Below are 18,103 nucleotides of genomic sequence, written 5' to 3'. Positions count from 1 at the left end.
GGGCTTTCCTCTCAGCCTGCCGGGGTCGGCGCGATGTAGGTCAGGCCGGACAGCTTCCAGCCCGCCTCCCCGCGCTGCAGGGCGGCTTGGACACGCAGGTACTTGTCGACGGGGGCCTCGGCGCCCTCTTCGGTGATCTTCTGGTGGACGGCGCTGATGATCGTGGCCGTGCCGGTCGTGTCGTTGAGGTCGATCACCGCGGTGCTGTAGACGGTGGCCGTCGAGACGCGCTTGCTCTGCTCGATCACCGACTTGCCGCTGGCCCGGCCGCGCTCCAACTGGGCGAGCATGTCGCCGGTCGACGCGGCGACCCAGCGGTCCAGGTTCGCGTCGACGTCGCGGTAGTCCATCGTGTGGAAGGTGATGACGGCCTGCTCGCCCGCCCGCACGGCGTCGTCGCGGGCGCGGGCGACGTCCAGGGCGTCATCGGTGCCCGCGCGCAGCCAGGCGACGCCGAACCAGACCGCCGCGGCCGCGCAGAGCACGAGCAGCGCCGTCGCCGCGAGCACGAGCGGGTGTCTCCCCACCGGCCTCGTCCGCACCTCGGCGACGGGCTCGGGATCGACGGGCTCGGGGTTGGTCATGGCGCTCCAGAGTACGTAGGTCAGCCGAGGCCGAGCAGGCCGGCCAGCCCGATGGGGTTGCCGATACCGGGTTGGGTGACCACGCCCGGCACGCCCGCCAGCTCGGCGAGCTGCTCGCTCGGCCGGTCGGCGTTGTCCTCGAGCTGGTCGGGGGTCGGCTGCACGGGCTTGCCCCCGTAGGGCGCGTTCTGCGAGCCGCGGACGCTGATGGGGCTGCCCACCGGCTCGGCGCAGTACGCCTGGGAGTTCTCCGGCACCGGCTCCAGCTCGTTGCCCGCGCGCTGCTTGGTGCCCTCGTAGCCGCGGGTGCACGGCGGCGGGTCGAACAGGTTCAGCGCCAGGCCCAGGTGGGCGGTGCCGTCGCCGGGCACGACCGTCTTCGGGCCGACGGCCACCACCGGGTAGGCGACCAGCGCGAGTTCGAGGCCGTCCTGGCGGGTCACCATCAGGTTGGACGTGGTCAGCAGGTTCGCCACCAGCACGCCCAGCCCCGGCCCGCTCTCGCGCAGCAGGCCGGTGACCGACGCCGCGGCGGGCGGCGCGGCCGCGATCAGCTCGCGGATGTCGGCGTCGGAGCCGCGCAGCTGCTCGCCGAGCAGGCGCAGGTCCTCGGCGAAGCTCTTGATGTTGCCCGACTGCGCCAGCTGGGTGTCGAGCACGATCGCACCGTCCTCGATCAGCTTCACCGTCTCCGGCAGCGCGGCGCGGGCGGCGGCGGTGAACTCGCCGGTGCTGTCGAGCAGGGCCTGCAGGTCGTCGCCGGTCCCGGTGAACGCCTGGTGCAGCTCGTCGACCACCACGCGCAGGTCGTCGACCGGCACGGATGAGGCGAGGCCGTCCAGGTCGCGGATGACCTTGTCGGTGCCGACCGGGACGGAGGTGCGGTCGTCGGTGATGCGCGCGCCCTCGGCCAGCAGCTCCCCGCCGTCGTGGCGCGGCCGCAGGTCGACGTACTGCTCGCCCACGGCGGAGCGGTTGGCGACCACGGCGTCGAGGTCGGCCGGGATCGGCGGGGCCTCGGGCTCGATGTTCAGGTCCACCTCGATGCCCTCGCGGGTGAGCCGGATGTCGCCGACCCGCCCGACGTTGACCCCGCGGTAGGTGACCTCGGCGTTGGTGAAGATCCCGCCGGAGTCGGCCAGCTCCATGGTCACCCGGTAGCCGTTGGCGCCGAACGCCCTGCCGATCTCGGTGAACCGGAACAGCGCGTAGACGACCGCGACCACGGCGATCACGAAGAAGGCGACGAGCTGCAGCCGCACTGTCCTGGTCAGCATCAGGCGCCGCCTCCCAGCAGGACGTCGAAGATGCTGCCGCCGGGCGTCCCGCCCGACGGCGGCTGGGCGGCGGGCGTCTGCGGGGTCACCGAGGGCAGCGGCAGCGGGTCGGGCGCGTTCTCCGGCACCCCGTCCTGCCCGCCCGCCAGACCGCCGAGCTGGTCGGGCAGGCCCAGGTCCCGCAGCGGGTTCTGCCTGCTGCGGCCCAGGTTGTCCAGCACGTTGGTCAGGTCGAGGTCGAGCTTGGCGTAGAGGTTGAAGTAGTCGCCCTTGACGCCCTTGGCCGCCTGGTCGGTGAACGGGAAGGTCAGCAGCAGCTCAAGCGACTTGGGCAGGTCCGCGCCCGCCTCACCGAGCTTCTGCAGGGTCGGGGCCAGCGCCTTCAGGTCGGCCACGAGGTCGGCGTGGCTGCGGTTGACCGTGTCGACGGCGACCTCGCCCAGCGACTCCAGGCTCTGCAGCATGGTCACGAGCTGGCGGCGCTGCTCGTGCAGCACGGCCAGGCCGGGCCCGATGTCGTCGATGACGCCCGCGATCTGGTCGCGCTGGGCGTTCAGCGTCGCGGCGAGCCGGTTGATGCCGTCGAGGGCGCGGGTGATGTCGTCCTTGCCCGCGTCGAGCGTGGCGACGGCGGTGTTGAGGTTGTCGAGCAGGGCCTTGATGTCGTCCTCGTTGCCTGCCAGGGCGGCGTTCACCTCTTTGGCGATGTCCTGCAGCTGCTCGACGCCGCCGCCGTTGAGCAGCATCGACAGGGCGCCGAGCACCTCCTCGACCTCGGTGTTGCGGTTGGTCCGCTCCACCGGGATCAGCGCCCCGTCCGCCAAGGAGCCCTGCGGGTCCGACGGCGGGCTCAGCTCGACGTACTTCTCGCCGAGCAGGCTGGACTGGCGGATCTTGGCCAGGGCGTTGGCAGGCAGCTTGACGTCGCCGTTGACCAGCAGGGTCAGCTCGGCCGTCCAGCCGTCGGGGGCCAGCGAGACGGTGTCGACCCGGCCCACGGCGACCTCGTTGACCTTCACCGCGGACTGCGGCACCAGGTCGAGCACGTCGCGGAACTGCACGCGCACCGAGTACGGCTCGCCGCCGAGGTCGGCGCCGCCGGGCAGCGGCAGGTCGTAGATGCCGGTGAACCCGCACCCGGAGACCAGGGCGGCCGAGCCGAGCACGGCCATCAGCGTGCGCTTCACGGGCATCAGTTGCCTCCCGAGCTCAGCGGGTCGCCCGCGATCGGCAGCGGCAGCATGGGCAGCTGGCCCTTGCGCATGCCGTCGATGACCTGGGCGGGCGAGGGCAGCGGCACCGCGCCCTGCAGGATCGGCGCGAGCTGCGCGCACGCGTCGGCCAGCGGGTTCGGCAGCTCCTGCGGCGGGGTCTGCTTGACCAGGTTGCACAGGGTGACGATGGGCGGGTTCGTCAGCTCGTTGATGTTGGACCGGGCGTCCAGGGTGCCGGAGGACGCGTTGTAGGAGTTGACGATGTTGCTCAGCGCCAACGGGGCGATGTCCAGGGTCTCGGCCAGCGCCGCCCGCTGCTCGACCAGCACGCCGGTGATCGAGGCCAGCTTGTCCACGTTGGACTTCAGCGCGCCGCGGTTGTCGTCGATGAACTTCTGCACCACGCCCAGGGCGATCCCGAGCTGGTCGACGGCGGCGGCGAGGTTGCCGCGCTCGCTGGCCAGGAACTCCGACGCCTGGGCGAGTTGGACGTTGAAGTCGTTGACCGCCTGGTCGCTCCCCGCGAGCGTGGTGGTGAGCTTCTGCAGGTTCTCCACCGTGGCGAACAGGTCGTCGGAGTTGCCCGAGAGCGTGGTGGACAGCTGCCCGAGCGAGGTGATCGTGTCGTTGAGCGCCTTGCCGTTGCCCTCCAGGTTGGCGGCCATGGTGCTCAGCAGGTCCGACAGCGCGCCGTCCTTGTTGGCGCCGTTCGGGCCGAGGGTCTCGCTGACCCGGGAGAGGCTGGCGTAGAGGTCGTCGACCTCCAGCGGGGTGGCGGTGCGCTCGCGCGGGATGACGGTGCCCGCGGCCAGCACCTCGCCGCCGGTGTAGGCGGGGGTCAGCTGGACGTAGCGGTCGGAGACCAGCGACGGCGCCACGATGACCGCCTGTGCGTTCGCCGGGATGTCGACCGCGCGGTCCACGCTCATCCGCACCTCGACGACGTCGCCGCGCGGGATGATCTCGTCGATGCTGCCGACCTTCACCCCGAGCACGCGCACGTCGTTGTCCTCGTAGAGGCCGACGGTGCCCGCGAACATCGCGGTGTAGGAGCGCTCGTTGGCCTCGCGCAGGAAGTACCAGAGCGCGGTGGCCAGCACGAGGCCGAGCACGCAGGCGATGGCGACCGCGCGCGCCAGGTCGTGCCCCGCCTTGGTCGCGAACCTGCTCATGACGGCCTCCCCAGACAGCCCGGCTGGTTGATCGCGCCGATGGCGGGCGGCAGCAGGCCGCAGATGTAGTTGTCGAACCAGCGGCCGTTCCCGATCGCGTTGTTGAACTGCCGCACGAACGGGGCGAACTTCCGGATGCCCTCGCCCAGCGCCTCCTGGTTGCGCTGCAGCATCGCGGTCAGCTGGTCGAGGCTCTCCAGCACCGGCCCCAGCTGCTCGGAGTTGTCGGCGACCAGGCCCTGCAGCTCCTTGGCCAGCGCGCGGGTGCCGCTGAGCAGCGTCGAGATCGCGTTGCGCCGGTTGTTGATCTCGGTGAGCAGCAGGTTGCCGTCGGTCAGCAGCCGGACCAGCTCGGCGTCGCGGTCGGCCAGGGTCTGGCTGACCTGGCGGGTGTTGGCCAGCAGCCTGGCCAGCTCGCGGTCGCGGGAGCTGATCGTCTCCGACAGCGACCGCAGGCCCGACAGCGCGGCCCCGACCTCCTCCGGGGTGTCGGCGAAGGTCTCGGCGATGACCTCGAAGCTCTTGGCGAGCTGGACGGTGTCGACCTCGTTGACGGTGTCGGCCAGCCCGCGGAAGGCCTCCAGCACGTCGTAGGGCGCGCTCGTGCGCTCCAGCGGGATGCGCGTGCCGGGGTCGAGCACGGCGTCGCCGTCCGGGTCGAGCGAGAGGTACTTCTGGCCCAGCAGCGTCTTGATCTTGATGTCGGCGCGGCTGCGGTCGCCGACCCAGGCGTCCTTGACCTTGAACGACACCACGACGCGGTCGCCGTCGAGCTCGACGTCGGAGACCGAGCCGACCTTGATGCCCGCGATGCGCACCTCGTCGTCGGCCTGGATGCCCGCCGCCTCGCGGAACTCCGCGCTGTAGGTGGTGCCGCCGCCGATGACCGGCAGGTCGTCGGAGTTGACCGCGGCGACCAGCACCAGGCCGATCACCAGGAGGCTGACGATCCCGATGGGGACGGGATTGCGGGAGCGGAAGGACCTCATTCCGTGCACCTCGCCTGGTTCGCGGGCAGCAGCGGCAGGTTGATGGGCTGCTCGATCAGCCCGGGCACGCCGATGTCGCCGGAGGCTTCGCAGAGGTAGAAGTTGAACCAGGAGCCGTAGCTGGCCGTGCGGGTCAGCGCGGCGGTCTTCTCCGGCAGGAACCGGATGAAGTGCTCGACCACCGGCTCGTGCTCGTTGAGGGTGTCGACGAGCGTGCCGAGGTGGGCGATGTCCTGCTTGAGCGGCGCGCGCGCGTCGGCGAGCAGGCCCGAGGTGGTGTCGGCGAGCCCGCCGATGGCCTCGATGGCGTCGCCGATCGGCTCGCGGTCCTCGGCCAGGCCGCTGACCAGCTGCTGGACCGTCACCAGCACCTCCGACAGCTGCTCGCCCCGGGCGTTGACGGTGTCGAGCACGCCGTTGAGGTTGCCGATGACCTGGCCGATGACCTCGTCCTTGGCGGCGATGGTGCTGGTCAGCGACGCCGTGTGGGACAACAGCGACTCGACCGTGCCGCCCTCGCCCTGCAGCACCTGGATGATCTCGTAGCTGAGCTGGTTGACCTGCTCGGGCGAGAGCGCCCGGAACAGCGGCTTGAACCCGTTGAACAGCTCGGTCAGGTCCAGCGCGGGCCGGGTGCGCTCCAGCGGGATCTCCGCGCCCGGCTCCAGCACGGCGTTGGGGTCGTGCCCCGCGCCCTGGGTCAGCGAGACGTACCGCTGGCCGACGAGGTTGCGGAACTTGATCTGCGCGCCGACCGACGCGGGCAGCCTGCGCTCGGCGGCCACGGAGAACTCGACCATCGCGAGGTTGCGGTCCACGATGGACACCTCCTCGACCTGGCCGACCCGCACGCCGGCGATGCGCACGTCGTCGCCGGGCAGCAGCAGCGTGGCGTCGGTGAACCGGGCCTTGTACGTGGTCGTCTCGCTGAGGTTGACGTTGGCGATGCTGATGGCCAGCACGGCCGTCGCGGTGACCGTGACCGCCATGAACAGGGCCAGCTTGACCAGCGGCGCGGCGAGGCTCCTCACTCGAAGCTCACCTCCGAGCCGCGCAGCGCCGGGCCGAGCAGCAGCGTGCTCCACGTCGGCACCTGGTGGGCCTCGACGCCCATGCCGGGCGCCAGCAGCTGGTTCACGAAGGCGACCTCCTCCGGCGAGTTCGGCAGGCCGAGCCCGCCGCCGTCCGCGGCGCTGGGCGTGGTCTTCTCGGTGTTCTGCGGCGGGATCAGGCCGTCGCCAGCGGGCCGGGCGGGCGGCGGGAACGACGAGCCGTCGTTGAGCGGGCCGTCCGGCGGGGCCTGCGGGAACGGGCTCGGGAACTCCGCGAAGTCGTAGCAGCGCGGGCCGCGGTCCTCGGCGTAGCGCGGCTCGTCGACGCCGGGCTTGTACGGGCCGCGGTTGACGGTGACCTCGATGGTGGCGTGCAGGCCGGGTTTGTTGGTGCCCTTGCCGAAGGCCACGTCGAGCGCGTCGACGTTCTCGGCCATCAGCTTGAGCAGGCACGGGTACTCCGGGGAGTACCGGGCCAGCGTCTCCAGCGTCGGCCGCGAGGTGTCCGCGAGCATGATCAGGTTCGACCGGTTGGCGCGCAGGAACGCGTCGAGGTCGCGGCCCGCCGTGGTCACCGTGGCGAACACCGCGTCGAGGTTGCCGCGCTGCTCGGCGACGGTCCGCGAGGTGACGGTCATGTCCGACAGCGCCTGGATGAGGTCCGGCGCCGCGTCGCTGTAGGTGTCGCTGACCTCGGCCAGCTTGGCCAGGTCCTCGCGCAGCTGGGGCAGGTGCGGGTTCAGCTCGCCGACCAGCTCCCCCAGCTCGGACAGCGTCTCGCCCAGCTGCTCGCCGCGGCCCTCCAGGGCGGTGGAGATCGCGGTCAGGGTGCTGGAGAGCTTCTGCGGCTGCACGGCCTGCAGCACCGGCAGCAGGCTCTCGAACGCCTGCTCCAGCTCGACGGCCTCCACCGAGGTGTCCTGCGGGATGACCGCGCCCGCGGCGAGCGGGGCGGACACCGGCTCGTCGGGGATCTGCAGCGCGACATAGCGCTCGCCGAAGAGGGTCTTGGGCAGGAACCGGGCGGAGACGTTCGCCGGGATGACGTCGATCTTCTCCGGGTCGATGGCCAGGTCCAGCTCCGCGCCGGTCGCCGTCGGGGTGATCCGGCGGACCTCGCCGACGATGAGCCCGCGCACCTTCACGTCGGAGTGCACGGCGAGCTGGTTGCCGACCTTGTCCGTGGTCAGCGTGACCATGGCGACCGGCGTGAACGCCTTGTTGTACATCGCGATGCTGAGGCTGACCAGCCCGGCGATCACCGCGATGAACGCCAGGCCCCACAGCCTGCGCTTGAGGGTCGTCGCGAAGCCGCTCATCCCGCGATCCTCACCGTCGTCGTGGTGCCCCAGATGGCGAAGCCGATGAAGAAGTTGACCAGCGCCACGGTCACGATCGTCATCCGGACCGCGCGGCCCACGGCCACGCCCACGCCAGCGGGGCCGCCGCTGGCGGTGTAGCCGTAGTAGCAGTGCGACAGGATGATGATCACCGCGAAGATCAGCACCTTGCCGAACGACCAGAACACGTCCTCGGGTGGGAGGAACAGGTTGAAGTAGTGGTCGTAGGTGCCCGCCGACTGCTGGTAGAAGTGCACGATGATCGTCCGCGACGCCAGATAGGACGTCAGCAGCCCGATGATGTAGAGCGGGATCACCGCGATGAAGCCCGCGATGATCCGGGTCGTCACCAGGAACGGCAGGCTCGGGACCGCCATGACCTCCAGCGCGTCGATCTCCTCGGAGATGCGCATCGCGCCGAGCTGGGCGGTGAAGCCCGCGCCGACGGTCGCCGACAGCGCGAGCCCGGCGACCAGCGGCGCGACCTCGCGGGTGTTGATGTAGGCCGAGGCGAACCCGGAGAACGCCGCGGTGCCGATCTGGTCGAGCGCGGCGTAGCCCTGCATGCCGACCACGACGCCGGTGAACACGGTCAGCCCGACCATGACGCCGACGGTGCCGCCGATGACGGCGAGCGCGCCGGAGCCGAAGCTCACCTCGGCGAGCAGCCGCATCGTCTCGCGCATGTACCGGCGCAGCGCCCTCGGGATCCAGGCGAGCGCGCGGACGTAGAAGGAGAGCTGGTCGCCGAGGTCGTCGAGCGCGCCGAGCGGCTTCTCGACGACCTTGCGCGCGGTGTCCAGTGGCGTCATCTCAGCTCCCCTTCGCCGGGACGACCTGCAGGTACACCGCGGTCAGCACGAAGTTGACGAAGAACAGCAGCAGGAACGTGATGACGACGGACTGGTTCACCGCGTCGCCGACGCCCTTGGGGCCGCCCTTCGGGTTCAGGCCGCGGTAGGCGGCGACCACGCCCGCGATGAAGCCGAAGATCAGCGCCTTGAGCTCGCTGATCCACAGGTCCGGCAGCTGCGCCAGGGCCGAGAAGCTGGCCAGGTACGCGCCCGGCGTCCCGCCCTGCAGCACGACGTTGAAGAAGTAGCCGCCCATCACGCCGACCACGCTGACCAGGCCGTTGAGCAGCACGGCGACCAGCATCGCGGCGAGCACCCTGGGCACGATCAGGCGCTGGATCGGCGAGACGCCCAGCACCTCCATCGCGTCGATCTCCTCGCGGATGGTGCGCGAGCCGATGTCGGCGCAGATCGCGCTGCCGCCCGCGCCCGCCACCAGCAGCGCGGTCACCAGCGGCGCGGCCTGCTGGATGATCGCCAGCACGCTGGCCGCCCCGGTGAAGCTCTGCGCGCCGAGCTGGACGATCAGCGTGCCCAGCTGCAGCGCGACGATCGCGCCGAACGGGATGGCGACGAGCGCGGTCGGCAGGATCGTGACGCTGGCGATGAACCAGCACTGCTGGATGAACTCGCGGAACTGGAACGGCCGCTTGAAGATGTTGACCGCGACGTCGAGGCCGAGCGCGAACAGCCTGCCGGTCTCCCGCAGCGCCCCCGCGCCGGGCATCGGGCGCGCGGTGCGCGCCGTCATCGCGATCCCCAGTCGGTGCGCGGCAGGTTCGCCACGTCCGTGTCGGCGAGCGACCCGCTGAACCCCGTCCTCGGCGTCGGGCTGGGCACCGCGACGCGCGGCCTCCCCGCGGCGTGGGCGCCCGCGCGCACGCCGTAGCGGCGCTGCTCCTCGGGGGTCAGGGAGGCGATGATGCCCTCCTGCGCGGCGGGCGGCAGCTCGTGCAGGATCCGCATGACGCGGTCCTTGCGGCGGCGCACGGCCTGGCGCTCGGGCAGCCCCGGCGTCGGCTCGATCTGCGGGACGATGCCGCGCAGGTCCTCCTCCGGCGACCCGTCGGAGTGGCCCGCCGCGGCGTGCGCCTGCTCGGCGGCCATCGTCGCGGCGTCCTTCTCCTCCGACATGCCGATGGGGCCGAGCCGCCTGCCGTTGAGGAACTGCTCGACGACGGGCTCGTCGCTGGTCAGCAGCACCTCGCGGGGCCCGAACATGACCAGCTCCTTGCGGAACAGCATGCCCAGGTTGTCCGGGACCGTGCGGGCGAGGTTGATGTTGTGCGTGACGATGAGGATCGTCGCGTCGATCTGGGCATTGAGGTCGATGAGGAGCTGGCTCAGGTACGCGGTGCGGACCGGGTCGAGGCCGGAGTCGGGCTCGTCGCAGAGGATGATCTGCGGGTCCAGCACCAGCGCGCGGGCCAGCCCGGCGCGCTTGCGCATGCCGCCGGAGATCTCGCCGGGCAGCTTCTTCTCCGCGCCCTGCAGGCCCGTCATCTCCAGCTTCTCGAGGACGATCCGCTTGATCTCGGCCTCGGACTTGCGGGTGTGCTCGCGCAGCGGGAAGGCGACGTTGTCGAACAGGTTCATCGAGCCGAACAGCGCGCCGTCCTGGAACAGCACGCCGAACAGCTTGCGGGTCTCATAGAGCTGCTGTTCGGAACAGGTGACGATGTCGACGCCGTTGATGAGGCAGGAGCCGCGGTCGGGCTTGAGCAGGCCGATCATCGACTTCAGGAAGACGGACTTGCCGGTGCCGGAGGGCCCGAGCATGACCGAGACCTCGCCCGGCGGGAGCGTCAGGGAGACGTCCCGCCAGATGGCCTGCCTGCCGAAGGACTTCGTCAGCCCCTCGATGACCACCTCGGCGCCCATCCGCGACCCTCCCGACTTCCCGCCGTCAACGCCCGCCGCCCGCTCGGCGTTGCTACCCAGGTGCAACGACGGCGACAGGCACTGGTTACTGCTGAAGTTACTGCGGAGTTCAGAACGTACCTGTTCGGCCCTTGCCTGGTTCAAGGGGGCTATGACGCGCACCACACAGAGTGCTGTCGCGGGCAGAACGCAGCACCGCGCACACCCGTTCGGTGGCTCAGGAGAGGACGTGGACCGCCCGGACGGCGGCGATCCGCATCAATCGGTCATCGAAGGTCGCCAGCTTCGCGCCGTAGGTCTCCGCGGTGAGCAGCGAGCAGCAGTCCGGCATCGGGAGGCCGGTGGTGGCGCGCAGTCCGGCCAGGGCCGCCACCTGCGACGACGACAGGCCCACGACCTGCAGGCCGAGCTGGTCCATGGCGCGGCGCACGGTGTCCTCCGTGCCGGTCTTGCACGGGCCGACCAGCACCTCGGCCATGGTCAGCGCGCCCATGCGCAGCGGCTCGTCGCCGGTGGCGAGCAGCAGCCGCGTGGCCCGCTCGTGGTGGACCTCGGTGCGGTCGAAGTGCGCGATGAGCACGCCCGCGTCGACGACGATCACGACGGCCACTCGTCGCGCAGCTCGCCGAGGTGGCCGGGGCCGTAGGCGCCGGTGGCGATGCCGGAGGTGGCGATGACGGCGGCGCGCCTGCCGTCCGCGGACTCGCGGATGGCGCGGTGCCCCTCCGCGACCAGCCTGCGCAGCAGCTTGCTCGGCCGGTCCCGCAGCTCCGGCCAGCGCAGCGCGGCCTCGTCCAGCGCGGCGCGGACCACCTCGTCCTCGGTGATCGTGTGGCGCGGGTTCTCCGTGGGCACCGGCCAAGTGTCGCACTTCTTCGCAAAGGTGCAACACCTTGCCGGTGCGGACAAGCCGAAGGCCCGGCGCCCCACCGGGGACCGGGCCTTCGAGCGAGGCGCTACGCCGAGATCACTTGAGGCTGATCTTGGCGCCCGCGGCCTCCAGCTTCTCCTTGGCCGCGTCGGCGACGTCCTTCTTGACGCCCTCGAGGATGGGCTTCGGGGCGGCCTCGACCAGCTCCTTGGCCTCCTTCAGGCCCAGGCCGGTGACGACCTCGCGGACGACCTTGATGACCTGGATCTTCTTGTCGCCAGCGCCCTCGAGGATGACGTCGAAGGAGTCCTTCTCCTCCTCGGCCGGGGCGGCGGCGCCACCCTGCGCCGGGGCGGCCGCGACGGCGACCGGGGCGGCGGCGGTGACCTCGAAGGTCTCCTCGAACAGCTTCACGAACTCCGACAGCTCCAGGAGGGTCATCTCCTTGAAGGCGTCGAGCAGGTCGTCGTTGCTCAGCTTCGCCATGGTGGCGTTCCTTTCACGTGCACACCCGGTGCTCCGGGCGCGGGTTATCCGGGTGGTGGATCAGCTCTCGGCAGGCTCGTCGGCGGGAGCGCCTTCGGCCTTCTTGTCGCGCAGGGCGGCGGCCAGGCGGGCGACCTGGGACGCCGGGGCGGCGAACAGGCCAGCGGCCTTGCTCAGGTTGCCCTTCATCGCGCCCGCCAGCTTGGCGAGCAGCACCTCACGCGTCTCGAGGTCCGCGATGCGGGTGACCTCTTCGACGGTGAGCGGGCGGCCGTCCATGTAGCCGCCCTTGATGACCAGACCCTTGTTGTCCTTGGCGAAATCGCGCAGCGCCTTGGCCGCGTCCACCGGCTCGCCCTCGATGAAGGCGATGGCGGTGGGACCGACGAACAGGCTCTCCAGGCCGGTGACGCCCGCCTCCTCGGCAGCGCGCTTGACCAGGGTGTTCTTCGCGACGCGGTAGGACGCGCCGGTGCCGAGAGCGCGACGCAGCGTGGTCAGCTGCGACACGGTGAGGCCGCTGTACTCGGTGACGACGGCCGCCGAGCTGCTGCGGAACCGGTCCGCGATCTCGTCGACAGCGGCCACCTTGTCGGGCTTCGCCATGGTGTCGCCTCCTCTCGTTGGGCTGACGCCGGAAGCCCAGAGACGACGAACGCCCCGGCGCAGGACGGCACGGGGCGTGAGAAGAGACCAACCCGTTCCCCCTGCGCGGGCCGCCCACTCGGGGCATTTCACCTCTCCGGGATCGAAGAGGAACCAGCGGTCTTCGGTGAAACCTCGACAAGACTACGCGCCGCCGGCTGTACCTTCCAAATCGCCCCCGGCATGATGAGGCGGTGGCCGACGATCAGCAGCCCCCGCACGACCGTCCGGGTCCGCCCCCCGCAGTTCCCGACGGCCAGCCGCCCGCCGTGCCGGACACGGGGTTCGATGCCGAGCAGTGGCAGAGATTCCAGCGTTTCCAGGAGTTCCAGCGGTTGGAGGAAGCCCAGCGCGAAGGCAGGCTGCCACCGTTGCCCCCGCCGTATCGGCGTCCGCTGTGGCGGAGGATCCTGTTCAGCAAACTGGTCCGCAAGATCGCGTTCCTGCTCGCGTTGCTTGTGGCTGCCTCTTGGGCGCTCAACCACTACTTCGGTGATCCCGACGAGAATCTGCCTGCCCACATCACCGGCGGCCACCAGGAGACGCGCAGCGTGATCCACGCCTCCAGCGCCGCGGAGGCGTTTCGGCTGTTCTACAAGGAGGTCGGAGGCGGAACGGACCCCACCACACGCACGCACGCCTGCCATCGATTCGAGACGCCGGAGCTGGAGCAGCGGTTCGCCGACCATTTCAACGCCCCGAGCTGTGAGGTCGCGGTCCAGCGCCTGTCGGATGAGGTCACCGACACCACCTCGTACGCCCGCCACCGGCCCTGGTTGGAGAAACTGAGGCCTGGTCCCGACGGCAACGTGGTCATCAGCTCGTGTGAACTCGAGATCGAGGGCGGTCCGCCGCTGGGACGGTTCACGTTCCGGATCATCCCCAGGTCGAAGGGTGACCAGTGGATCATCACCGATCACCAGAAGGAAGCAGCCGATTGCCGGTAAAGCGGCCTAGTTCGCCAGTAAGAACCGCGGCGACACCGGTCAGCGCTAGGTTCGACTCATGGAACGCAGGGGGATCGAGGCGCTACAGGCCGTCGTGTTCGTCGTCGGGATCTACGAGGGCGTGGTGCCGCTGGTGTCGCGGGTGTTCGACTGGAATCCGGTCCTCGCCCTCCCGCTCCGGCTGCCCGAGCCGTACTGGTGGATCGTCTCCGTCGCCGTGATCGTGGTCGCGGCCGCGCTCTTGGAACTGCTCGAGAGCCGCAAGTCCCGGGCGTGAGAGACCGACGGGCCCCGCCGGAGTACCGGCGGGGCCCGTCGACAGAACCAGGATCAGGCCTGGGCGTCCTCTTCGAGCAGGTTGCGGGTCCGGGTCGGGTCGACCGGGATGCCGGGGCCCATCGTCGTGGTGAAGGTCACCTTCTTGACGTAGCGGCCCTTGGCCGCCGAGGGCTTGGCGCGCAGGATCTCGTCGAGCGCGGCGGCGTAGTTCTCCACCAGCTTGGCGTGGTCGAACGACGCCTTGCCGATCACCAGGTGCAGGTTGGCCTGCTTGTCCACCCGGAAGTTGATCTTGCCGCCCTTGATGTCGTTGACGGCCTTGGTGACGTCCGGGGTCACGGTGCCGGTCTTCGGGTTCGGCATCAGGCCGCGCGGGCCGAGGATGCGGGCGATCCGGCCGACCTTGGCCATCTGGTCCGGGGTGGCGATCGCGGCGTCGAAGTCCAGCCAGCCGCCCTGGATGCGCTCGATCAGGTCCTCCGCGCCCACCGCGTCGGCGCCGGCGGCCTCGGCCTCGGCGGCCTTGTCGCCGACGGCGAACACGATCACGCGGGCCGTCTTGCCGGTGCCGTGCGGCAGGTTGACGGTGCCGCGGACCATCTGGTCGGCCTTGCGGGGGTCGACGCCGAGCCGCATCGCGACCTCGACGGTGGCGTCCAGCTTGACCTTGGAGGTCTCCTTGGCCAGCTTCGCCGCCTCGAGCGGGGAGTAGAGCTTGGCCTTGTCGATGAGCTTGGCCGCCTCGGCGTATGCCTTGCTGCGCTTTGCCATTGCTGTTCCTTACCTAGCGGATCAGTTGTGGTGCGGGCCGCGCATTGGCCCTCCCACGAAAGACACCCCGGCGGGGCGTCAGATCTTGGAGACCTGGGTGAACGACAGCTCGACCGGGGTCTCCCGGCCGAAGATCGACACCAGGACCTTGAGCTTCTGCTGGTCGGCGTTGACCTCGGAGATCGTCGCGGGCAGCGTGGCGAACGGGCCGTCCATGACGGTGACCGACTCGCCGATCTCGAAGTCGACCTCGACGGTGGGCCGGGCCGCCGTGGCGGTGGCCGCCTTGCCCGCCGCGGCGGGCTTCTCGCGCTCGACCTGCGGGAGCAGGAACTTGAGCACCTCGTCGATGGTCAGCGGCGACGGCTTGTTCGTCGCGCCCACGAACCCGGTCACGCCCGGGGTGTTGCGCACCGCGGACCACGACCCGTCGTTGAGGTCCATCCTGACCAGGATGTAGCCGGGCAGCACCTTGCGCTGGACCTGCTTGCGCTGGCCGTTCTTGATCTCGGTGACCTCTTCGGTCGGCACCTCGACCTGGAAGATGTACTCCTCCATGTCCAGGGTCTGGATCCGGGTCTCGAGGTTGGTCTTGACCTTGTTCTCGTAGCCCGCGTAGGAGTGCACGACGTACCACTCGCCCGGCGCGCGGCGCAGCGCCTCGCGCATCTGGGCGGCCGGGTCGACCTCGTCGTCGGCCTGCTCGTCATCGGCCTGCTCGTCCGCCGCGTCGGCGGCGTCGTCCGGGGACTCCTGCGCCTGCTCCGGCTCGGTGTCCGCGGCCTGCTCGTCGGCGTACACCTGGTCGTCGTCGGGCGGGCTGGTCAGCTCGCCGCCGACGGCGCCGTTCTCGGAGGTCACTGTTGGTCCCGCTTCCTTTCGTCCATCACGCGGTCTAGCCGAAGAGCCAGAGCACGCCCTTGCCGAGCGCCAGGTCCAGGCCGGAGATCACCGCGATCATGAACGCCACGAACACCAGCACCACGGCGGTGTAGGTGATCATCTGCTTGCGCGTCGGCCAGATGACCTTCTTCAGCTCGGCGACGACCTCGCGCAGGAACCGCCCGATGCGGCCGAGGAAGCCCACCCGGGTGTCCTTGCGGTCCCGGGCGGGGGTGGGCCTGCCCTTGCGGTCCGCCGCGTCTGCGTCGGCCTTCCCGGGCTTGGCCTTGCCCACCGACTTGGCGGACGCCTTCGCGGTGGGCTTGTCGGCGGCCTTGTCGCCGTCCGAGCGGCCCGCCGGGCGGGCGGCTCCGCGCCGCTCCCGCCGGGACGCGGCGCCCGCGGGACGAGCCGGACGCTCGGCGCCCTCTTCCCGCTCCACTTCGTCGGCCACGCCAGTTCCTCCGCTCGGTGTGCTGACCTCGCATCCGGTGCGACGGTCAGCCGCACCGGACGTCAAACGCAGGGGCGACAGGACTTGAACCTGCAACCTGCGGTTTTGGAGACCGCTGCTCTGCCAATTGAGCTACACCCCTTCGCGAACCGCCAGCGGACTGGCGAACCGCGCCTGGTTCGACGTGCCCCACCCTAGCCGCACCGCGGGCGGCACAGCCAGTCGCGGCTCGTCGAGTCGCTCCGACCACTCTACGGCACGCCGCCGCGTGGCCGGAAACCGGTCCCGGCCACGCGGTGGCGCCGGGTCAGCCCGCGCTGACCCGCAGCGACCCCAGGGCGTCGGCGATGCGCGCGACGCCCTCCTCGATCTGGTCCGTCCGCACGCCGGAGTAGGCCATGCGCAGCGTCGACTCGCCGCCGTCGAGCAGGAAGTCCGTGCCCTTGACGAAGGTGACCCCGCGCTGCTCGGCCGCGGTCAGCAGCTCGCCGACGTTCACGCCATCGGGCAGCTCGACCCACATGAAGTAGCCGCCGTCGGGCTTGGTGAACCGCGCGTCCGGGATGTGCTTGGCCAGCGCGTCGCACAGCACGTCGGCACGCTCGCGCAGGGCGGCGTTGACCGTGGCCACCGAGCGCTCCAGGCCGCCGTCGACGCAGAACCGGTACACGATCGCCTGGGCGAGCATGTTGGGCGAGATGTAGGTGTTGGTCGCGCGCACGCGGATGCGGGCGATGAGGTCGGCGGGGCCGACCAGGTAGCCCACCCGCACGCCGGGGGCGACGGTCTTGGAGAACGAGCTGGCGTACACCACGCGCCCCCGGCCGCCGTCCAGCTCCAGCATGGTGGGCAGCGGCTCACCGGCGAAGCGGATCTGCACGTACGGGTCGTCCTCGAAGACGATGAAGTCGTGCGCCTCGGCCAGCTCCACCAGCCGGGCCCGCTTCGCGGCGCTGAGGGTGTAGCCCGCCGGGTTCTGGAAGTTCGGGATGACGTGCGCGAACGTCGGGCGCACCCCGGACTCCAGCAGGGCGGCCAGTTCCTCGGTGTCGATGCCGTCGGTGTCGAGGGTGACCGCGCGCACGTCCGCGCCGCGCTGGCGCAGGCCGAGCAGCGTGCGGTCGTAGGTCGGGCGCTCGACGACGACCGCGCGGCCCGGCTCGACGAGCTCGTCGAACAGGAAGGCGTCCGCCTGCATGGAGCCGTTGGTGACCAGCACCTGCTCCTCGGCGACGCCGTGCTTCTCCGCCAGGAACTTGCGCAGCGGGGGGTAGCCGATGGCGGTGCCGTATCCGGTCGCGCCACCGGGGTCGGTGGTCAGGGCGGCGTCCGCGGCGGCCTTGAGCCCGTCGATGTCGACGATGTCGAGGGACGGGGCGCCGCGGGCGAAGGAGATGAGGTCGGACGTCACGGCGTCGAATCTACGACTGCCGGGCGCGGGAGCCCCGGTCGGGGCTCCCGGGCCGCTCAGTCGGACAGGCGCACCCTGGCGACCGGCTTGCCCAGCACGGTCTTGCCGTCGAAGTGCGCCGACAGGGCGATCCTGGCGATCCGGGCGCCGTCCTCCTCGTCGATGGCGGCGACCTTGCCCGCGACGGTCAGCGCGGCGCCCTCGTCGTCGTCCGGGACGACCACGGGGCGGGTGAAGCGGGCGCTGTAGTCGAGCAGCTCGCCCCTGCCCCACGCGGTGACGACCCGGCCCGCGATGGCCATGGTCAGCATGCCGTGGGCGATGACGTCGGGCAGGCCGACCGACCTGGCGAAGCGCTCGCTGAGGTGGATCGGGTTGAAGTCCAGCGACGCGCCCGCGTAGCGGACGAGGTCGGCGCGGGTGATCCGGACCTCGATCGCGGGCAGCTCGTCGCCGACGGCGACGCGCGGAGCCGTGGTCTCGCTCATGCTTCCTCCGCATCCCGGACGACCAGCTGGGCGCGCGCGGTGACGACCGGCCTGCCCGCCGCGTCGGCGATGTCCGCGCGCAGGGTGATGAAATCGTTGCCCGCCCGGCGCGAGATCGCCTCGATGGTGGACGACGCGGTCAGCTCGTCGCCAGCCACGACCGGGCGGTGGTAGGTGAAGGCCTGGTCGCCGTGGACCATCCGGCCGTAGTCCAGCCCGAGCGCCGGGTCGGTGACGATCGTGTTGATCGCGGCGAGGTTGATGATCGTGGTGAACGTCGGCGGCGCGATCACGTCCGGGTGCCCGGCGGCCTTGGCGGCCTCCGGGTCGGTGTGCACGGGGTCGGTCTCCCCGATCGCGACGGCGAACTCCCTAATCTTCTCCCGGCTCACCTCGTACACCGCACACGCGGGGTACTCCCGGCCGACGAACGCTGGATCCAAAGCCACGCGCGGAAGGCTACGGGACGCGCGAAGGCCGCCCCACCGGTGGTGGGACGGCCTTCG

General features: G+C 70.8%; 22 protein-coding genes and 1 tRNA gene. 2 read left to right on the top strand and 21 right to left on the bottom strand.

Annotation, left to right across the window (positions count from 1 at the left end):
* Nucleotides 1–11: 11 nt before the first annotated feature.
* The 14 genes from IEY98_RS07460 to rplJ all read right to left on the bottom strand — a co-directional run bounded on the left by IEY98_RS07460 (nucleotide 12) and on the right by rplJ (nucleotide 12,326).
* A complete protein-coding gene (locus tag IEY98_RS07460) occupies nucleotides 12–584 on the bottom strand; it encodes an Rv1363c family protein (RefSeq protein WP_189209479.1) in 573 nt (190 codons plus the stop codon).
* A gap of 20 nt (nucleotides 585–604) precedes the next feature.
* A complete protein-coding gene (locus tag IEY98_RS07455; RefSeq protein WP_189209478.1) occupies nucleotides 605–1,861 on the bottom strand; it encodes an MCE family protein in 1,257 nt (418 codons plus the stop codon).
* A complete protein-coding gene (locus IEY98_RS07450) occupies nucleotides 1,861–3,054 on the bottom strand; it encodes an MCE family protein (protein WP_189209477.1) in 1,194 nt (397 codons plus the stop codon). Before IEY98_RS07450 ends, IEY98_RS07455 begins: the two co-directional genes overlap by 1 nt.
* The gene (locus tag IEY98_RS07445) at nucleotides 3,054–4,247 is read right to left on the bottom strand and encodes an MCE family protein (protein ID WP_189209476.1); all 1,194 of its coding nucleotides are present in this window, start codon (nucleotides 4,245–4,247) and stop codon (nucleotides 3,054–3,056) included. The genes IEY98_RS07450 and IEY98_RS07445 overlap by 1 nt, the downstream gene beginning before the upstream one ends.
* Nucleotides 4,244–5,236, bottom strand: coding sequence for an MCE family protein (locus IEY98_RS07440; protein ID WP_189209475.1), 993 nt, complete (start codon nucleotides 5,234–5,236; stop codon nucleotides 4,244–4,246). The genes IEY98_RS07445 and IEY98_RS07440 overlap by 4 nt, the downstream gene beginning before the upstream one ends.
* A complete protein-coding gene (locus IEY98_RS07435) occupies nucleotides 5,233–6,267 on the bottom strand; it encodes an MCE family protein (protein WP_189209474.1) in 1,035 nt (344 codons plus the stop codon). The genes IEY98_RS07440 and IEY98_RS07435 overlap by 4 nt, the downstream gene beginning before the upstream one ends.
* Nucleotides 6,264–7,607: an MCE family protein gene (locus IEY98_RS07430; RefSeq protein ID WP_189209473.1), complete on the bottom strand. Its 1,344-nt coding sequence runs from the start codon at nucleotides 7,605–7,607 to the stop codon at nucleotides 6,264–6,266. Before IEY98_RS07430 ends, IEY98_RS07435 begins: the two co-directional genes overlap by 4 nt.
* Nucleotides 7,604–8,440, bottom strand: a complete 837-nt coding sequence (locus IEY98_RS07425) for an MlaE family ABC transporter permease (RefSeq protein ID WP_189209472.1) — start codon at nucleotides 8,438–8,440, stop codon at nucleotides 7,604–7,606. Before IEY98_RS07425 ends, IEY98_RS07430 begins: the two co-directional genes overlap by 4 nt.
* Nucleotide 8,441: 1 nt before the next feature.
* Nucleotides 8,442–9,233, bottom strand: a complete 792-nt coding sequence (locus IEY98_RS07420; RefSeq protein WP_189209471.1) for an MlaE family ABC transporter permease — start codon at nucleotides 9,231–9,233, stop codon at nucleotides 8,442–8,444.
* Nucleotides 9,230–10,363 (bottom strand): ABC transporter ATP-binding protein, encoded by a 1,134-nt coding sequence (locus IEY98_RS07415; protein ID WP_189209470.1) that lies wholly within the window; start codon nucleotides 10,361–10,363, stop codon nucleotides 9,230–9,232. The genes IEY98_RS07420 and IEY98_RS07415 overlap by 4 nt, the downstream gene beginning before the upstream one ends.
* A gap of 217 nt (nucleotides 10,364–10,580) precedes the next feature.
* Nucleotides 10,581–10,973 carry a type II toxin-antitoxin system VapC family toxin gene (locus IEY98_RS07410; protein WP_189209469.1) on the bottom strand — a complete coding sequence of 131 codons (393 nt, stop codon included), beginning with the start codon at nucleotides 10,971–10,973 and terminating at the stop codon, nucleotides 10,581–10,583.
* Nucleotides 10,961–11,218, bottom strand: a complete 258-nt coding sequence (locus tag IEY98_RS07405; RefSeq protein WP_189209468.1) for a hypothetical protein — start codon at nucleotides 11,216–11,218, stop codon at nucleotides 10,961–10,963. The genes IEY98_RS07410 and IEY98_RS07405 overlap by 13 nt, the downstream gene beginning before the upstream one ends.
* 112 nt (nucleotides 11,219–11,330) lie before the next feature.
* Nucleotides 11,331–11,720: a 50S ribosomal protein L7/L12 gene (gene rplL, locus IEY98_RS07400; protein WP_189209467.1), complete on the bottom strand. Its 390-nt coding sequence runs from the start codon at nucleotides 11,718–11,720 to the stop codon at nucleotides 11,331–11,333.
* A 60-nt stretch (nucleotides 11,721–11,780) separates the two neighbouring features.
* Nucleotides 11,781–12,326 carry a 50S ribosomal protein L10 gene (gene rplJ, locus IEY98_RS07395; RefSeq protein WP_189209466.1) on the bottom strand — a complete coding sequence of 182 codons (546 nt, stop codon included), beginning with the start codon at nucleotides 12,324–12,326 and terminating at the stop codon, nucleotides 11,781–11,783.
* Between the two features lie 233 nt (nucleotides 12,327–12,559).
* Here rplJ and IEY98_RS07390 point away from each other — a divergent pair, with 233 nt between their 5' ends.
* Together IEY98_RS07390 and IEY98_RS07385 are read left to right on the top strand one after the other, a co-directional pair.
* The gene (locus IEY98_RS07390) at nucleotides 12,560–13,312 is read left to right on the top strand and encodes a hypothetical protein (protein WP_189209465.1); all 753 of its coding nucleotides are present in this window, start codon (nucleotides 12,560–12,562) and stop codon (nucleotides 13,310–13,312) included.
* A gap of 58 nt (nucleotides 13,313–13,370) precedes the next feature.
* A complete protein-coding gene (locus IEY98_RS07385) occupies nucleotides 13,371–13,589 on the top strand; it encodes a hypothetical protein (RefSeq protein WP_189209464.1) in 219 nt (72 codons plus the stop codon).
* Between the two features lie 53 nt (nucleotides 13,590–13,642).
* On the opposite strand, the gene rplA is transcribed toward IEY98_RS07385, so the two are convergent.
* From rplA to IEY98_RS07350, 7 genes are all read right to left on the bottom strand, one after another.
* Nucleotides 13,643–14,362: a 50S ribosomal protein L1 gene (rplA, locus tag IEY98_RS07380; protein WP_189209463.1), complete on the bottom strand. Its 720-nt coding sequence runs from the start codon at nucleotides 14,360–14,362 to the stop codon at nucleotides 13,643–13,645.
* A gap of 78 nt (nucleotides 14,363–14,440) precedes the next feature.
* Nucleotides 14,441–15,223 carry a transcription termination/antitermination protein NusG gene (gene nusG / locus IEY98_RS07375; protein WP_189209462.1) on the bottom strand — a complete coding sequence of 261 codons (783 nt, stop codon included), beginning with the start codon at nucleotides 15,221–15,223 and terminating at the stop codon, nucleotides 14,441–14,443.
* Nucleotides 15,224–15,257: 34 nt separating this feature from the next.
* Complete coding sequence (gene secE, locus IEY98_RS07370) at nucleotides 15,258–15,698, bottom strand: preprotein translocase subunit SecE (RefSeq protein WP_189209461.1); 441 nt, start codon at nucleotides 15,696–15,698, stop codon at nucleotides 15,258–15,260.
* Nucleotides 15,699–15,767: 69 nt separating this feature from the next.
* Nucleotides 15,768–15,840: transfer RNA gene (locus IEY98_RS07365), tRNA-Trp, on the bottom strand.
* Between the two features lie 165 nt (nucleotides 15,841–16,005).
* Nucleotides 16,006–17,109 (bottom strand): aminotransferase-like domain-containing protein, encoded by a 1,104-nt coding sequence (locus IEY98_RS07360; RefSeq protein WP_189209460.1) that lies wholly within the window; start codon nucleotides 17,107–17,109, stop codon nucleotides 16,006–16,008.
* A gap of 56 nt (nucleotides 17,110–17,165) precedes the next feature.
* Nucleotides 17,166–17,597 carry a MaoC/PaaZ C-terminal domain-containing protein gene (locus tag IEY98_RS07355; protein ID WP_189209459.1) on the bottom strand — a complete coding sequence of 144 codons (432 nt, stop codon included), beginning with the start codon at nucleotides 17,595–17,597 and terminating at the stop codon, nucleotides 17,166–17,168.
* Nucleotides 17,594–18,046, bottom strand: a complete 453-nt coding sequence (locus IEY98_RS07350) for a MaoC family dehydratase N-terminal domain-containing protein (RefSeq protein WP_189209458.1) — start codon at nucleotides 18,044–18,046, stop codon at nucleotides 17,594–17,596. The genes IEY98_RS07355 and IEY98_RS07350 overlap by 4 nt, the downstream gene beginning before the upstream one ends.
* Nucleotides 18,047–18,103 lie beyond the last annotated feature (57 nt).

The sequence above is a fragment of the Actinokineospora fastidiosa genome, assembly GCF_014648415.1.
In the GTDB taxonomy this organism is placed as follows: Bacteria; Actinomycetota; Actinomycetes; order Mycobacteriales; family Pseudonocardiaceae; genus Actinokineospora; species Actinokineospora fastidiosa.
The sequence above is the reverse complement of the archived record's forward strand: the minus strand, read 5'-3'. Positions and strand labels throughout refer to the sequence as shown.

Bases quoted from the DNA above. Each gene is read 5' to 3' on its own strand.
- IEY98_RS07460 (WP_189209479.1), bottom strand. From the start codon at position 584: ATGACCAACCCCGAGCCCGTCGATCCCGAGCCCGTCGCCGAGGTGCGG.
- IEY98_RS07455 (WP_189209478.1), bottom strand. From the start codon at position 1,861: ATGCTGACCAGGACAGTGCGGCTGCAGCTCGTCGCCTTCTTCGTGATC.
- IEY98_RS07450 (WP_189209477.1), bottom strand. From the start codon at position 3,054: ATGCCCGTGAAGCGCACGCTGATGGCCGTGCTCGGCTCGGCCGCCCTG.
- IEY98_RS07445 (WP_189209476.1), bottom strand. From the start codon at position 4,247: ATGAGCAGGTTCGCGACCAAGGCGGGGCACGACCTGGCGCGCGCGGTC.
- IEY98_RS07440 (WP_189209475.1), bottom strand. From the start codon at position 5,236: ATGAGGTCCTTCCGCTCCCGCAATCCCGTCCCCATCGGGATCGTCAGC.
- IEY98_RS07430 (WP_189209473.1), bottom strand. From the start codon at position 7,607: ATGAGCGGCTTCGCGACGACCCTCAAGCGCAGGCTGTGGGGCCTGGCG.
- IEY98_RS07425 (WP_189209472.1), bottom strand. From the start codon at position 8,440: ATGACGCCACTGGACACCGCGCGCAAGGTCGTCGAGAAGCCGCTCGGC.
- IEY98_RS07420 (WP_189209471.1), bottom strand. From the start codon at position 9,233: ATGACGGCGCGCACCGCGCGCCCGATGCCCGGCGCGGGGGCGCTGCGG.
- IEY98_RS07415 (WP_189209470.1), bottom strand. From the start codon at position 10,363: ATGGGCGCCGAGGTGGTCATCGAGGGGCTGACGAAGTCCTTCGGCAGG.
- rplL (WP_189209467.1), bottom strand. From the start codon at position 11,720: ATGGCGAAGCTGAGCAACGACGACCTGCTCGACGCCTTCAAGGAGATG.
- rplJ (WP_189209466.1), bottom strand. From the start codon at position 12,326: ATGGCGAAGCCCGACAAGGTGGCCGCTGTCGACGAGATCGCGGACCGG.
- IEY98_RS07385 (WP_189209464.1), top strand. From the start codon at position 13,371: ATGGAACGCAGGGGGATCGAGGCGCTACAGGCCGTCGTGTTCGTCGTC.
- rplA (WP_189209463.1), bottom strand. From the start codon at position 14,362: ATGGCAAAGCGCAGCAAGGCATACGCCGAGGCGGCCAAGCTCATCGAC.
- IEY98_RS07355 (WP_189209459.1), bottom strand. From the start codon at position 17,597: ATGAGCGAGACCACGGCTCCGCGCGTCGCCGTCGGCGACGAGCTGCCC.